This is a genomic window from Mesorhizobium sp. M7A.F.Ca.CA.003.01.2.1 (assembly GCF_003998945.1).
In the GTDB taxonomy this organism is placed as follows: domain Bacteria; phylum Pseudomonadota; class Alphaproteobacteria; order Rhizobiales; family Rhizobiaceae; genus Mesorhizobium; species Mesorhizobium ciceri.
This window is the reverse complement of sequence record NZ_RZRA01000036.1, coordinates 1-13,317: the sequence shown is the minus strand read 5'-3', so window position 1 is coordinate 13,317 and position 13,317 is coordinate 1. Positions and strand designations below refer to the sequence as shown.

Sequence of the window (13,317 nt, the reverse complement as noted above, 5' to 3'; positions counted from 1 at the left end):
GCGTCAGCGACTCGGCACACGCGCGCTGTCTTGGGTTTGCCCCCAGCAGATCAGTCTTGAGGCCTTGTGAGACCGCGGCCATGCCTCAGTCCTTCTTCTGTGCGGGTTCAGCCTGTTCCAGTTGGCTAAGCAACTGGGAAAAGCGATCCGGCACATCGTCGGAGACCAGCGCGTCGTAATATTGTTTGAGTTTGCGTCCGATTTCGGAGTTCGGCCCAAGAGCGTCACCAGAACCGTTCCGGCGCCTGCTCTCGGCGCCAGTCAGAATATCTTTCGTCATATCCTTCATTTTGCCCTTGTATTCCCAGCGCTCAAGCCGCTCTTACCGTACTCAACACAACGCAAGCGGCGCCCTCGTCTGGTTGCCCATCCCCACCACAAACGCCACTCCCCGGCTTTTGTTCCGTCGAGGTGGAACTTTTTCAAAAAATCCGCGTTATCACGGCTTGCAGTCAGCTTGACCTGCTACGCAATCGCGTCATTCTGAGGGAGACGTCTTACCATGAGCTTATCCGCCACCATCGCACCACATCTGCCCTTCCTGCGCCGCTTCTCGCGGGCTGTTTCCGGGTCGCAAGAGAGTGGTGACGCGCTGGTCGCTGCGATGCTTGAAGCCATCATCGCCGATATCGAGATATTTCCCGAAGCATCGAGCGACCGCATCGCGCTGTACAAGGTTTTCGCCAAGCTTTTCACATCGGTCGCCATCCGCGTTCCACAGGAACAGGCGCAATCGGCGTGGGAACAGCGCACCGCCGCCAATCTGAATGCGATCGCGCCGCGGCCCCGTCAGGCCTTCCTGCTCGTGGCGGTCGAAGGCTTCAGCGAGGAGGAAGCGGCTGAGATCCTTGACGTCGGTGACCAGGAGTTTTCAGAGCTGCTTGCGCAGGCGAGCAACGAGATATCCCGTCAGGTGGCAACCGACGTTCTGATCATCGAGGATGAACCGCTGATCGCCATGGATATCGAAGAAATGGTCGAGAGCCTGGGGCACCGCGTCGTTGGAACGGCGCGCACCCATGCCGAGGCAGTGATGATGTTCGGCAAGACGCGGCCGAAGATGGTGCTGGCCGACATCCAGCTTGCCGACGGCAGTTCCGGCATCGAGGCCGTGAACGAAATCCTGTCATCGACGTCGGTGCCGGTCATCTTCATCACCGCCTTCCCCGAGCGCCTGTTGACTGGGGAACGACCGGAACCGGCCTTCCTGGTCACCAAGCCGTTCAATCCCGACATGGTCAAGGCGCTGATCAGCCAGGCACTGTTCTTTGACCGGCAGGCGAAAGCCGCCGCATAGTCGGGAATTGGGAGTGGAGGAATTGACGAACCCAAGGCGATAGCCTCGCTCCCGAATCTCTCCAGATGATCAATTCGTCACTTCGTGCCGCCTGATGCACCCGGGCGGCGACGGTGAATTCCTGCGGTTCCGCTCGAACGATTTGCAAGCACGGTCTTTTTCGGCAAAGGGTGGGAACAAACCGCAACCACCCACGTTTTCATCGCACCATTCGAAGGAGATGGATCATGCTTTACTGGGCGCTCGTATTTCTCGTCGTTGCCATCATCGCCGGCGCGCTTGGTTTCGGCGGCATCGCCGGTACCTCCGCCGGCATAGCGCAGATATTGTTTTTCATCTTCCTCGCCTTCCTGGTCATTTCGCTTCTTGCGGGCCTGTTCAAACGGGCTTCGTAAGGACGGACGGCCGAACACTGGAAGCCGCACCCCTCAAACGGTTTCCAGCCACCGCCGGGCGGTGTCCCTCAAAGGACGCCGTCCGGCGGACCGTTTTTGGCGGCGGGTTTTCCGGAAACCTGTTTGGAACCCATTCAACGATGAGCCGTTCAGCCTGAATTGGGTGGACAGATTGGCCGATGGGTTCCAGGACCGGAAACAGGAAAGACGCCGTGCAAAGCGATGAAGTCATCGCCCTCCATCCCGCCGACAGCGGCATGCAGCTCGGCCGTGCTCTTCTTCACGCGTTGCACAATGCCGGCATTTCCGTTCTCTACCAGGATCGCGAGATGAAAACCGTATGGGCGCGCAACATGCGTGCGCCCTGGGTTTCGGACACCGCCGACAGCATCGGCATCCTGCCGGAGGCGCAGGCCGACCGCATCGGCGCGGCCAAGCGCGACGTCATTGCATCCGGCAACCCCCAACGTCTCGAGATCAGCGTTCCCGTCGAGGATGGCAGCCGCTGGTTCGAGGTGTGGATCGATGCCGATCACGGCGATGGTGGCACCGTGCAAGGCGTCGTCACCACGATGGTCGAGACGACGGAGCAGAAGCGCCGCGAGCAGACCCTGACGACGCTGTTGCGAGAGGTGAGCCATCGCTCGAAAAACCTGCTGGCGATCATCCAGAGCATAGCCACCCAGACCGGCCGCTACTCCGACAGCATCGGCGATTTCCTGACACGCTTTCGCGGCCGGCTGCAATCGCTGGCCTCGTCCCAGGATCTCGTGACCTCTTCCAACTGGCGGGGTGCAGCACTTCGCGAACTCGTATCGGGCCAGGTTGGCCGCTATGGCGGCGATCCGGTTCGGAGCCTGAGGTTTCAGGGGGCAAACCCCTATCTCAATCCCAACGCTGCCTTGCATATCGGCCTTGCGATGCATGAACTCGCCGTCAATTCGGTGAGCTACGGCGCCCTGTCGCGGCCCGGCGGGTACGTCAATGTTACAGCCAACCTGACCGCCGACGACACGGGAACCTCCCTGTCCCTGACATGGGCGGAGGCAATCGGCGCCAGTGATGTCAGGCGTAGCGAGAAGCGCTTCGGCAGCGTCGCACTCGAACGGGTCGTGCCGGCGTCACTGAACGGAACGGCGACGCTCGAAATCGCGGCTGGCCGCCTTGAATACCGCCTTGTCGTTCCGCACGGCAATTTCGAGACGGATTGAGCGACCTTCCTTAACCCGCCGTTCACCATAAAAGCAGATGCTGTTTTTCCCAGATACCGCTGGAACTTGTTGCATCACCGAACATTTCCGCAGCAGGATTTACAGCATGGTGGGAGGAATGCCTTGACGGTTGCCGACATGAACAGACTGGAGCAGGCCGCCCGGATTTCCATGGGCGAGTTTGAGGACTCAGAGGCTTCCACGCCACCGCTGGCTCCTGTTCCCAACGGAGCTTTGCGCCTAGTTGCGCTGGCCTTGGTGGCGGTGATCATGGCGGTCGCCCTGCACCAACTGGTCTACTAGGCCACCTCGTTTCGGCCGGTGGCCGAATCGGCTGTAGCGCCATCTTATTTCCCCGGCCGATCAAGCCAGCCAGGAACTTTGGCGAATGTAGACCGTTACTATGGCGAGAGGACTTCTCGCCATGGAACATATCGCTGCATTGTTGCTGGTCATCGGTTGCTCGAACACGATGGCCGACTGCCGTGAACTCCAGGTGCCCGTAAGCGTTTTCGCGACGGCCGAGCAATGCGTGGCCGAACGCCCATTCGTCTTGGGCGACGTGCAAGGGCAGGCTGACCACATCGTCGCCAAATGCCTTGCGGTCGATCCGGCGCTTGAGGACGACTATGATCAGATCGTCTGGAATGTGCGCGCCGATGGTACGCTTGACGCGTCTTTGGCAATTTCCAGCCTGGTAATGGCATCGAACACGATACGCCCAGAAAAAGACTATCTTCACCAACAATAGATTGCAGCAGCAAAGGCCGTCATTTCATGCTAAATGGCGGCTGGAGCTTACTAAAGTGAGGACACAAAGTGAGGAGTGACTCTATGCGGAAGATGATTATTGCCCTGGTTGCGGTGGTCGCGGTCAGCGGCTGCACCTCGACTGAGAAGGACGTGGTTGGCGGCGGCTTGATCGGCGCCGGTGTCGGCGGCTTGGTCGGCGGCGGTAAGGGCGCGCTGATCGGCGCGGCCGTGGGTGCCGGTTCCGGCCTGCTGGTGCGCAACCTGCGCAACGGCTATTGCCAATATCGCGATCATCGCGGCCGGATCTACACGGCTCGCTGCAACTAATTCGGCGATAATCGAAACGTCGATCCGGAGGCCGGTCCGCCGGCTTCCGGGTTTTTGATGTCTGGATGCTTCCCCCTTGTCGGCAACGGTCGCGCTCAATTGGCGAGTGGAATTTTGATTTCCACGTTCAGCCCATTGGCTTGGTAATCCCGTTTGATCGTACCGCGCAATTCGCGCGTCACGTTGAGGTCGATCAGCTTGGTGCCGAATCCGGTCTCGGCGGGCGCTTCAAGTTTCTTCTGCCCGTTTTCGCGCCAGTTGAGAGCCAGCACCCTGTCGCGCCCTCGGCCTTCGAGCGACCAGTCCACCTTCAGCGCCCCAACGGAATTGCCGGCCTCGCCGTATTTCAGCGCATTCGTCGCCAGTTCGTGGAAGGTCAGGCCGAGCGCTTGCGTCGTGGTTTCGTCGAGCAGCACCTGTGGTCCCGACAACAGCTCATCGGGCAGCTCCTTGCCGAACACCTGACCCAGCTCGATGCGCAGGAGATCGCCAAGATCGGCCTTCTGCCAGCGTGAGCGCGTCAGCATGTCCTGGGAGGCCGCCATCGCCTGCAGCCTAGCCGAGAAGGACGCTGAAAACTCGTTGACGTCGGTCGCCCGCGATGCCGTCTGACGCGCGATCGCCAGCACCCTGGTGATCGAATTCTTGATGCGATGCTTCATCTCCTGCAGCATCAGGTCTTTTTCGATCAGGCTCTTTTCCGTCGTTTCGTGCAATCGCGACGCTGCCTCATAGGCCCGCTCCTGATAGCGCGCCACAAGCGCGATTGCGCCCGCCAACAGCAGGCCGAACAGCCCCAGCATCACCGGAATGGCGCGCGACGACGGCTGCGAGAAGGCGCTTGTCGGCCGGAACAGGACAGTCCATGGCTGTCCGGCGACGATGATCTTTCGCGTGACCAGCAGCCTGTTCCCGAAAGTGGAAGCCGGCGGCGTCTCCGACCGGAACAACAGATTGTCGCCGTTCACGGCACCATCGCCATCATAGATTTCGGTGTTGACCGGCAAAAGCGGCGACCGGCTGAGCGCGGTCTGGAACAGATCGCGAGCCCGGAAGGCCGCATAGAGAAAACCTGATGTCGAGGATCTCGAAGCATTGATGACGTCGGGAGCGGTTTCGACATTGAGCCGCACGAAAACGAAGAAGCCGGTGAACGTCTGCGCGGCGCCCGTGTCCTGGCCCAGCTGCACCAGCCCGCTGGCATGCTGCTGGTCGTCGGACATCGCCTTTTCGATCGCCGCACGCCGCACCGGTTCGCTGAACATGTCGTAGCCGATGCCGGCTTGATTGGATGGATCCAGCGGTTCGAACAGCACGATAGGGGTGCGCCAGGGTTGCGTGGTGTCCGGGTAGATTGGATGACTGACGCCATAATCGTGCAGCATGTCGCGTTCGACCGTCGCCTCGTCGCCCGTCTTTGCCAGCCTGAGGAAGCCGATACCGCGCAAGCCGGCGAAATTCTTGTCGACATCGAGCGCGGTGAAGAAGGCCTTGAACTCATTGCGAGAAATATCGCCATTGCGGGCGTCGAACAGGGCCTGCGTCGAGCGCAGCAGCGACAGATGCAGGTCGATGCGGCTCTCGATCCGGTTGAGCGCATCGTCGGCAGTCGCCTCGAACTTGATGCGCGCGGCTTCCTGCGTGGCGAAGTAGGCAAAACCTGCCATCACCATGCTGATCAGCGCGACGGCGATAAAGGCGATGATCGGGAAAAGCTTCTTCAACGGATCGTGCGGTCCCTGAGCAATGTCGGACCTTTATGCGCAAGTCGCCCTGCCAACACAATGCCAAGGCCAAGCCATCCCTACGGCTGGCATATCACGTGTCCGGCAACCGCGATCTGGCTTGATCTCAGGCCGCGATCTTCAGCGCGCCCGGTCCGGGAATGGCGCCTGGCGGGCATTTGCCCAGAATGATCATGCCCAGCACCTCGTCCTGGGTGACATCAGTGGTGCGGGCGGTGCCGACCACCTGGCCGTTCTTCATGACGCAGACCCGGTCGGCAAGCTCGAACACATCGTGGATGTCGTGGCTGATCAGGAAGATGCCGATGCCGTCGGACTTCAGCTGCTTGACCAGTTCGCCGACCTGCGTCGTTTCCTGCGGACCAAGTGCGGCCGTCGGCTCGTCCATGATCAGGATGCGGGCGTTGAACAGGATCGCACGCGCGATCGCCACCGATTGCCGCTGGCCGCCCGACAGCTTGATCACCGGCTCCTTGAAACGCTGGAACCGGGGATTGAGCCGACCCATCACCTTGCGCGCCTCGGCCTCCATGGCAACGTCGTCGAGCGTGCCCCAGGCGGTCATCAACTCGCGGCCGAGGAACAGATTGGCGGCGGCGTCGACATTGTCGGCCAACGCCAGCGTCTGGTAGATCGTCTCGATGCCGTATTTCTTGGCGTCGCGCGGGTTGGAGATCGATGCCTCCTCGCCGTTGACGAAGATCTGGCCCGAATCGCGCTTGTAGGCGCCGGACAGGATCTTGATCAATGTCGACTTGCCGGCGCCATTATGGCCGAGCAGCGCCACGACCTCGCCGGGGAAAAGATCGATCGAGGCGTCGTCGACGGCGCGGATGCCGCCAAACGCGATCGAGATGTTCCTCATGTCGATCAGCGCGGTGGCTGCAGGAGCAGTCTTGTCAGTCATGGCATGCCCTCCTAGACGCGCTTGCGATAGACGGTGTCGAGCCACACGGCGATCACCAGTACGGCGCCGACGACGATGCTCTGCAGCGGCGAGTCGACACCAAGCAGCACCATGCCGGACTGCAGCGATTGCATCAGCAGGGCGCCGAGCATGGCGCCGATGATCGTTCCCGACCCGCCGGCTAGCGACGTGCCACCGATCACGGCGGCTGCAATGACGAGCAGCTCGTCGAGCGTTCCAAGCACGTTGGTGGCCGAATTCTGCCGGGCCGAGGAGATCGCCGCGGCAATCGTGGCCAGCACGCCCATGATCATGAACACCTTCATGGTGATCCAGCGCGTGTTGATGCCGGCGAGATTGGCCGCCTCGGGATTGCCGCCGATGGCGAAGACATAGCGGCCGAAACGGGTGCGGTTGGTGATGAAGGTCATGACCAGCCCGACGGCGACCGCCATCAGCACCGGTATGGCGATACCGTGGGCGATGAACAGGCCGCCTTCGGGAACGGTGATGTTGTTGGCGGCCGCATATCTGTTCACGATGCCGATCGGCCAGGGGTAGGAGTTGGCGAGCCAGACCGCACCCATGATGGCGCCGCAGGTGACGACACCGAGCAGCGCCTCGGCCCAGATCGGACGTAGCGGAAAACGGAAACGCTTGCGCTGCACCCGCCCGTTGAACAGCCCAAACACCACGGCGAGGCAGGCGACGATCCCGACAACCCAGCTCCAGGTTGCGCCGATCGATCCCGCCGGCCCGCCGCCCATCAGCTGAAAGGTGGCGTTAAGCGGCGCCACGGTCTGGCCTGATGTGACCCACCAGGCAGCACCGCGCCAGACCAGCAGGCCGCCCAGCGTCACGATAAAGGCGGGCACTTCGAGATAGGCGATGACGAAGCCTTGAAAGGCGCCGATCAACAGGCCGAGCGCCAGGCCGATGACCAGCGCCAGGGCCCAGATCCACGGATTGCCGAGTTCGAGCCCGACAAAACGCACCAGGAAATGCACCTGGGCAAATCCCATCACCATGCCGATCAGGCCCTCGGCGGAACCGACCGACAGGTCGATGTTGCGCATGACGATGACCAGCACCATGCCGCAGGCCATGATGGCGACCGCGGATGTCTGCACCGACAGGTTCCACAGATTGCGCGGCGTGAGAAAGGTGCGGCTGTCGAAATCGAGCGGGTTGACGCCGAGGCGCAGGCTGGAAATGACATGCAGCCCAATCCAGATGACCAGCAGCGCGCCGATCATGCCGAGCATCCGGGTGTCGATCTCGGTCGCCTTCAGGAACCGGGCGACGGCGCCGAGTTCCGACGCGCGCGCCGTATCGGCCTGCGGGTTGGACGTCGTGTCGGTCATGATTTCCTCCCACCGGCTGGCCGTCTGACGCGCATGCCGGAGCCCAGCCTAGAAGCTATCCGCATGATGCGGAAACACAATTCTTTGAGAAAACGCCGCGGCTTTTGGGCCGCGGCGTTCAGATATTTCGAAGTGGTCCGGATCAGTTACAGGCCGCGACGGTGCCGGCAGCGACACCCGCGCAGACTTCGTCCTTCTTGATCCAGCCAGCGTCGATGACGACGTTGAGATTGTCCTTGGTGATGGCAACCGGAGTCAGGAACAGCGACTTGACGGTGTTGCCGCCCGGCGTCGTGAAGTCCTTGGCGCCGGCGATGTCGCTCGTCTTCTTGCCGTCGGCCAGTTGCGAGGCGATCTCGGCGGCATTCTTGCCGAGCTCGCGCGCGTCCTTCCACACCGACACGGTTTGCGTGCCCAGGGCGATGCGGTTCAGCGCGGCGTGGTCGCCGTCCTGCCCCGAGACCGGCACGGTGCCGGCCAAGCCTTGAGCCGTCAGCGCCGCGACGACGCCACCGGCAGTGCCGTCATTGGCCGCGACCACCGCGTCGACCTTGTTGTCGTTGGCGGTCAGGAACTGTTCCATGTTCTTCTGGGCGTTGGCGGGCAGCCAGCCATCCGTGTAGGCTTCGCCGACATTCTTGATCTTGCCGCTGTCAATGGCTTCCTTGAGCACTTCCATCGAGCCCGAGAACAGGAAGTCGGCATTGGGATCGGCACCGGAGCCCTTGATGAAGACGTAGTTGCCTTCCGGCTTGACCTTGAACACTTCGCGGGCCTGCATGCGGCCGACTTCCTTGTTGTCGAAGGTCAGATAGAAAACATCCTTGTTCTCGATCAACCGGTCATAGCCGACGACCGGAATGCCTTCGTCCAGGGCTTTCTGCACGGCCGGGCCGATGGCCGAAGCATCCTGCGCCAGGATGATCAGGGAATTGGCGCCCTGCGAGATCAGGCTTTCGACGTCCGTAAGCTGCTTGCCGGGATTGGACTGCGCATCGGCGGAGATGTACTTGTCGCCGGCGGCCTCGATCGCCGTCTTCATGGCGGCCTCGTCGGTCTTCCAGCGTTCCTCCTGGAAGTTGGACCACGAAACGCCGACGACTTTGTCCTTCGCCTGCGCGACAGACGCGAGCGTCAGCGACATGGCGGCACCCGCCAGGATGGCGGCTGTGAATCTTTTCATATTATCCTCCCTGCGCCGCGTATGGCGCGACCAAACTGGCCCGAAGGCCGGCACAAAGGCCCTATTTTTTCGAGCCTCGAAAAAATACTGGGCCAACGCCCGAACGCTGTCAACATCGATTCTGATGGATTTTGATGTCGTTTCGAATTTTTTTCGGGCCTCGGAATAAATAAATGACACGGCGCGCGGCTTCTGCCAGTATTTGACCGCGTCACCGACAGCGTTCCAGGGCAGGAAGAACCGCGGCGACCGGGAGGATATGAAAGAGCATGTCGGTCGGAATCCGCCACGACGATTTGCGCCGCCGCAACCGCGCGATGGTGATCGCGGCGGTGCGCCGCGCCGGACAGCCGTCGCGCACCGAGATCGCCGCAACCACAAGCCTCAGCCATTCGACGATCTCGGCGATCTCATCCGACCTGATCGTCGAAGGTATCCTGACCGAAAGCAAGCCGAGCGAGGCCGGCTCGCTCAAACGCGGCCGTCCGCAGGTCGGCCTCAGCCTCAATCCGGAAGCGGCCGCGGTAATGACCGTGGTGCTGTCGCTGAACTTCCTCTCGGTCGCCGTCATCGACTATGCCGGCCAGGTAATATCCGAGGAACAGCGCCGGCTCGACACGCTGACGATGTCGCGCGACTCGCTGATCGGTGAGTGCACGGCAATCGTGCGGCGCCGCCTGGAAGATCCCGACCTGGACGTGCGCAGCATCGCCCGTATCGCGCTGGCCGTCCAGGGCATCACCGACACCCGTGCCCGCGCCATGCTGTGGTCGCCGATCACGCCGCACACCGACATCGCCTTCGCCGACATATTCGAAGACGAGTTCGGCATCCCAGCCATTATGGAGAACGATTGCAACATGATGGCGGTGGCGCTGCGCTGGCGCGACCCCGATCGTTACCGCGACGATTTCATCGCTATCCTTTTGTCGCACGGCATCGGCATGGGGCTGGTGCTGAAGGGCGAATTGTTCACCGGCACCCATTCCTCGGGCGGCGAATTCGGCCACATGATTCATCGGCCGAACGGGGCGCTGTGTCGCTGCGGACGGCGCGGCTGCGTCGAAGCCTATGCCGGCAATTATGCCATCTGGCGCAACGCGCGGCAGATGGGCGAGGATGCAGAACCCGTCGCCGATGTCAGCGATGCCGACATGCGCGCCCTGGCTGCCGCCGCCCGCGAAAGGGACGGACCCGAACGGGAAGCCTATCGCAAGGCCGGCGAAGCGCTCGGCTACGGCCTCGGCAGCCTGTTCGCGCTGATCGATCCGGCGCCGGTCGCCATGGTCGGCGTCAGCGCCGCCGCCTTCGACCTGATCGAGCCGGCATTGCGGCAAGCGATTGCCCAGACCGCCGGCGGCCAGCATTCCAAGTCGATTTCCTTCGACACCGAGCCGAACGAACTGCCGCTGATCCGCGAAGGCTGCGCCATGCGGGCGCTAATCTTCGTCGATCAGGAGATTTTTGCGCCGGGCGTGCAGGCGAGATCCGGTCTCGGCGGCAAGAACGTGGCGTGAGTTCAAACGAGGGAGTTCAGTCCTCGCGAATGGCGTAACCCGCCCCACGGATGGTGCGGATGACATCGGGCATACGGCCGTTGTTGACCGCCTTGCGCAGCCGGCCGACATGCACATCGACCGTGCGTTCGTCGATGTAGATCGTCTCGCCCCAGACATTGTCGAGCAGTTGGCTGCGCGAGAACACGCGGCCTGGATGGCGCATCATGAATTCAAGCAGGCGGAATTCCGTCGGCCCGAGCCGGATTTCGCTCTTCTTGCGATAGACACGGTGCGATTCGCGATCGAGCACGATATCGCCGACCTTGAGCACGCTGGACAGCACTTCCGGCTTGGCCCGGCGCAGCAGCGCCTTGACCCTGGCCATGAACTCCGGCGTCGAGAAAGGCTTGACCAGATAGTCGTCGGCACCGGTCGAGAGGCCGCGCACGCGGTCGCTTTCCTCGCCTCGCGCGGTCAGCATGATGATCGGCAGCCGCTCGGTCTCGGGACGCATCCTTAGCCGGCGGCAGAGTTCGATACCGGAAACCGCAGGCACCATCCAGTCGAGCACCAGAAGGTCTGGAACGTTCTCCTGCAGCCGGATTTCGGCCTCGTCGCCGCGCGTCACCACCTCGACCTGGTAACCTTCGGATTCGAGATTGTAGCGGAGCAGCACGCCTAGCGGCTCCTCATCCTCCACCACCATGATGCGTGGCGCGATCATCGGCTGGTCACCCCTGTCATGCCGCTGGCGCGGACATTGCCGTCTCGTCCTGCTTCGGACGGTTGGCTGGCAACTGCGTGCCGGTCAAAACATAATAGGCATTTTCGGCGATGTTGGTCACGTGGTCGCCGATCCGCTCGAGGTTCTTGGCGCAAAACAACAGGTGCGTGCACGCCGTGATGTTGCGCGGATCTTCCATCATGTAGGTCAGAAGTTCGCGGAACACCGATGTGTATTTGACGTCGATGCGTTCATCATTGTTTCTGAGCGTGGCAAGCGCTGCCGCGTCAGCGGCGGCATACTCGTCGACGACCCCCTGCACCTGGATCAGCACCAGCTGCGCCATTGCGTCGATCGAATGCGAAAGGTCGTGCGGCGTGACGCTCAGCCCGACAGTGCCGACGCGCTTGGCGATGTTCTTGGCAAGGTCGCCGATGCGCTCGAGGTCGCCGGCCATGCGGATCGAACCGACCACCGCACGCAGATCGTTGGCCATTGGCTGGCGCTTGGCGATCAGCGTGATGGCACGATCGTCCAGCTCGCGCTGGCGTGCATCCATGATGGCGTCGTCGGAAACCACCCGCTGCGCCAGCGCATTGTCCGAATTGAGCAAAGCCCTGGTCGAGCCACCGACCATCGAGCGGGCGAGATCGCCCATGTCGCGGATCAGCTGGCTGATCTGCTCCAGATCCTCATCGAAAGATGCAACGGTATGTTCACCCATGATCTTCGTCCCTCATATGCCAGAGATCAGCCGAACCGGCCGGTGATGTAGTCCTGGGTGCGTTTGTCGTCGGGGGTGGTGAACATCTTGTCGGTGGCGCCCTCCTCGACCAGATAGCCAAGATGGAACATCGCGGTGCGCTGCGACACGCGCGCTGCCTGCTGCATCGAATGGGTGACGATGACGATCGTATAGTTCTGACGCAGTTCGTCGATCAGTTCCTCGACGCGAGCGGTGGCGATCGGGTCGAGCGCCGAACACGGTTCGTCCATCAGGATCACCTCGGGCGACACGGCGATGGCGCGTGCAATGCACAGGCGCTGCTGCTGGCCACCGGAAAGACCCGTGCCAGGTTCCTGCAAACGGTCCTTGACCTCGTTCCAGATCGCCGCCTTCTTCAGGCTGGACTCGACGATCTGATCCATGTCGGCCTTGCGCTTGGCCAATCCGTGGATGCGCGGACCATAGGCGACGTTCTCGTAGATCGACTTTGGGAACGGATTGGGTTTCTGGAACACCATGCCGACGCGCGCCCTGAGTTCGACGACATCGATGTTCTTGTCGTAGATGTCCTCTTCGTCGAGCGTGATCTTGCCGGTTACCCGTGCTGAATCGATGGTGTCGTTCATGCGGTTGAGGCAGCGCAGGAAGGTGGACTTGCCGCAGCCGGAGGGGCCGATCAGCGCCGTCACCTGGTTCAGGCGGACGTCGAGATCGACGTCGAACAGCGCCTGCTTCTCGCCGTAGAACACGCCGACCTTGTCGCCGCGCATTTTTATCACTTCGTTCGACTTCATCTTGTCGCCCACTGCGTTTTCAAGGGACTGTTCGGTCATGATGTTCATACCAAAATGCCTTTTTTCTACCAGCGCCGCTCGAACCGACGCCGAAGCACGATCGCGGTGATGTTCATGGCCATGAGGAAGACGAGCAGGATGATGATGGCGCCGGACATACGCTCGACGAAGGCGCGTTCGGCCTCGTTCGCCCACATATAGATCTGCACCGGCAGCGCGGTGGCCGGATCGAAAGGCGTCGTCGGTGGATCGGCGACGAAGGCGACCATGCCGATCAACAGCAGCGGCGCGGTTTCGCCGAGCGCGCGCGCAAGACCGATGATGGTGCCGGTGAGGATGCCGGGCGCGGCAAGCGGCAGGATGTGCTGGAACACCATCTGCATCTTGGAGG

The 13,317-nt window shown here is 61.9% G+C and carries 16 protein-coding genes; 7 read left to right on the top strand and 9 right to left on the bottom strand.

Going from position 1 to position 13,317, the window contains the following annotated elements; translation table 11 throughout:
* Window positions 1-85 precede the first annotated feature (85 nt).
* Entirely contained in the window at window positions 86-289 is a 204-nt protein-coding gene (locus EN969_RS03355) for a NepR family anti-sigma factor (protein ID WP_032809255.1), read from the bottom strand.
* A 213-nt stretch (window positions 290-502) separates the two neighbouring features.
* Between EN969_RS03355 and EN969_RS03350 the strand changes: the two genes are divergently transcribed.
* The 6 genes from EN969_RS03350 (at window position 503) to EN969_RS03325 (ending at window position 3,983) form a co-directional block, all read left to right on the top strand.
* Window positions 503-1,297 carry a response regulator gene (locus EN969_RS03350; protein WP_013529283.1) on the top strand — a complete coding sequence of 265 codons (795 nt, stop codon included), beginning with the start codon at window positions 503-505 and terminating at the stop codon, window positions 1,295-1,297.
* A gap of 227 nt (window positions 1,298-1,524) precedes the next feature.
* Window positions 1,525-1,692, top strand: coding sequence for a DUF1328 domain-containing protein (locus EN969_RS03345; RefSeq protein ID WP_013529282.1), 168 nt, complete (start codon window positions 1,525-1,527; stop codon window positions 1,690-1,692).
* Window positions 1,693-1,871: 179 nt separating this feature from the next.
* Window positions 1,872-2,903: a sensor histidine kinase gene (locus tag EN969_RS03340; RefSeq protein ID WP_063169141.1), complete on the top strand. Its 1,032-nt coding sequence runs from the start codon at window positions 1,872-1,874 to the stop codon at window positions 2,901-2,903.
* A 123-nt stretch (window positions 2,904-3,026) separates the two neighbouring features.
* Window positions 3,027-3,206 carry a hypothetical protein gene (locus EN969_RS03335; RefSeq protein ID WP_063169142.1) on the top strand — a complete coding sequence of 60 codons (180 nt, stop codon included), beginning with the start codon at window positions 3,027-3,029 and terminating at the stop codon, window positions 3,204-3,206.
* A gap of 121 nt (window positions 3,207-3,327) precedes the next feature.
* Window positions 3,328-3,654 (top strand): hypothetical protein, encoded by a 327-nt coding sequence (locus EN969_RS03330; protein WP_013529279.1) that lies wholly within the window; start codon window positions 3,328-3,330, stop codon window positions 3,652-3,654.
* A gap of 83 nt (window positions 3,655-3,737) precedes the next feature.
* Window positions 3,738-3,983, top strand: a complete 246-nt coding sequence (locus EN969_RS03325; protein ID WP_013529278.1) for a YMGG-like glycine zipper-containing protein — start codon at window positions 3,738-3,740, stop codon at window positions 3,981-3,983.
* Window positions 3,984-4,078: 95 nt separating this feature from the next.
* Here EN969_RS03325 and EN969_RS03320 read toward each other — a convergent pair whose 3' ends face one another.
* The 4 genes from EN969_RS03320 to xylF form a co-directional block, all read right to left on the bottom strand.
* Window positions 4,079-5,707 (bottom strand): CHASE domain-containing protein, encoded by a 1,629-nt coding sequence (locus tag EN969_RS03320; protein WP_063169143.1) that lies wholly within the window; start codon window positions 5,705-5,707, stop codon window positions 4,079-4,081.
* A gap of 127 nt (window positions 5,708-5,834) precedes the next feature.
* Complete coding sequence (locus tag EN969_RS03315; protein ID WP_063169144.1) at window positions 5,835-6,635, bottom strand: ATP-binding cassette domain-containing protein; 801 nt, start codon at window positions 6,633-6,635, stop codon at window positions 5,835-5,837.
* 11 nt (window positions 6,636-6,646) lie between these two features.
* Window positions 6,647-7,999 (bottom strand): sugar ABC transporter permease, encoded by a 1,353-nt coding sequence (locus EN969_RS03310; RefSeq protein ID WP_063169145.1) that lies wholly within the window; start codon window positions 7,997-7,999, stop codon window positions 6,647-6,649.
* Window positions 8,000-8,141: 142 nt separating this feature from the next.
* Window positions 8,142-9,182, bottom strand: a complete 1,041-nt coding sequence (gene xylF, locus EN969_RS03305; protein ID WP_013529274.1) for a D-xylose ABC transporter substrate-binding protein — start codon at window positions 9,180-9,182, stop codon at window positions 8,142-8,144.
* A gap of 269 nt (window positions 9,183-9,451) precedes the next feature.
* On the opposite strand from xylF, the gene EN969_RS03300 reads away from it, so the two are divergent.
* Window positions 9,452-10,699, top strand: coding sequence for an ROK family protein (locus EN969_RS03300; protein WP_063169146.1), 1,248 nt, complete (start codon window positions 9,452-9,454; stop codon window positions 10,697-10,699).
* Between the two features lie 16 nt (window positions 10,700-10,715).
* Here the strand turns inward: EN969_RS03300 and phoB are convergent, their stop codons facing one another.
* From phoB to EN969_RS03280, 4 genes are all read right to left on the bottom strand, one after another.
* Window positions 10,716-11,405: a phosphate regulon transcriptional regulator PhoB gene (phoB, locus tag EN969_RS03295; RefSeq protein WP_010911896.1), complete on the bottom strand. Its 690-nt coding sequence runs from the start codon at window positions 11,403-11,405 to the stop codon at window positions 10,716-10,718.
* Window positions 11,406-11,421: 16 nt separating this feature from the next.
* Complete coding sequence (gene phoU, locus EN969_RS03290) at window positions 11,422-12,129, bottom strand: phosphate signaling complex protein PhoU (RefSeq protein WP_013529272.1); 708 nt, start codon at window positions 12,127-12,129, stop codon at window positions 11,422-11,424.
* A gap of 26 nt (window positions 12,130-12,155) precedes the next feature.
* A complete protein-coding gene (pstB, locus tag EN969_RS03285) occupies window positions 12,156-12,974 on the bottom strand; it encodes a phosphate ABC transporter ATP-binding protein PstB (RefSeq protein WP_013529271.1) in 819 nt (272 codons plus the stop codon).
* Between the two features lie 17 nt (window positions 12,975-12,991).
* The coding region (locus EN969_RS03280) for an ABC transporter permease subunit (RefSeq protein WP_127418987.1) at window positions 12,992-13,317 on the bottom strand (326 nt) is incomplete at its 5' end.

Bases quoted from the DNA above. Each gene is read 5' to 3' on its own strand.
- EN969_RS03355 (WP_032809255.1), bottom strand. From the start codon at position 289: ATGAAGGATATGACGAAAGATATTCTGACTGGCGCCGAGAGCAGGCGC.
- EN969_RS03350 (WP_013529283.1), top strand. From the start codon at position 503: ATGAGCTTATCCGCCACCATCGCACCACATCTGCCCTTCCTGCGCCGC.
- pstB (WP_013529271.1), bottom strand. From the start codon at position 12,974: ATGAACATCATGACCGAACAGTCCCTTGAAAACGCAGTGGGCGACAAG.
- phoB (WP_010911896.1), bottom strand. From the start codon at position 11,405: ATGATCGCGCCACGCATCATGGTGGTGGAGGATGAGGAGCCGCTAGGC.
- EN969_RS03325 (WP_013529278.1), top strand. From the start codon at position 3,738: ATGCGGAAGATGATTATTGCCCTGGTTGCGGTGGTCGCGGTCAGCGGC.
- EN969_RS03310 (WP_063169145.1), bottom strand. From the start codon at position 7,999: ATGACCGACACGACGTCCAACCCGCAGGCCGATACGGCGCGCGCGTCG.
- EN969_RS03300 (WP_063169146.1), top strand. From the start codon at position 9,452: ATGTCGGTCGGAATCCGCCACGACGATTTGCGCCGCCGCAACCGCGCG.
- EN969_RS03345 (WP_013529282.1), top strand. From the start codon at position 1,525: ATGCTTTACTGGGCGCTCGTATTTCTCGTCGTTGCCATCATCGCCGGC.
- EN969_RS03330 (WP_013529279.1), top strand. From the start codon at position 3,328: ATGGAACATATCGCTGCATTGTTGCTGGTCATCGGTTGCTCGAACACG.
- EN969_RS03340 (WP_063169141.1), top strand. From the start codon at position 1,872: ATGGGTTCCAGGACCGGAAACAGGAAAGACGCCGTGCAAAGCGATGAA.
- phoU (WP_013529272.1), bottom strand. From the start codon at position 12,129: ATGGGTGAACATACCGTTGCATCTTTCGATGAGGATCTGGAGCAGATC.
- EN969_RS03315 (WP_063169144.1), bottom strand. From the start codon at position 6,635: ATGACTGACAAGACTGCTCCTGCAGCCACCGCGCTGATCGACATGAGG.
- xylF (WP_013529274.1), bottom strand. From the start codon at position 9,182: ATGAAAAGATTCACAGCCGCCATCCTGGCGGGTGCCGCCATGTCGCTG.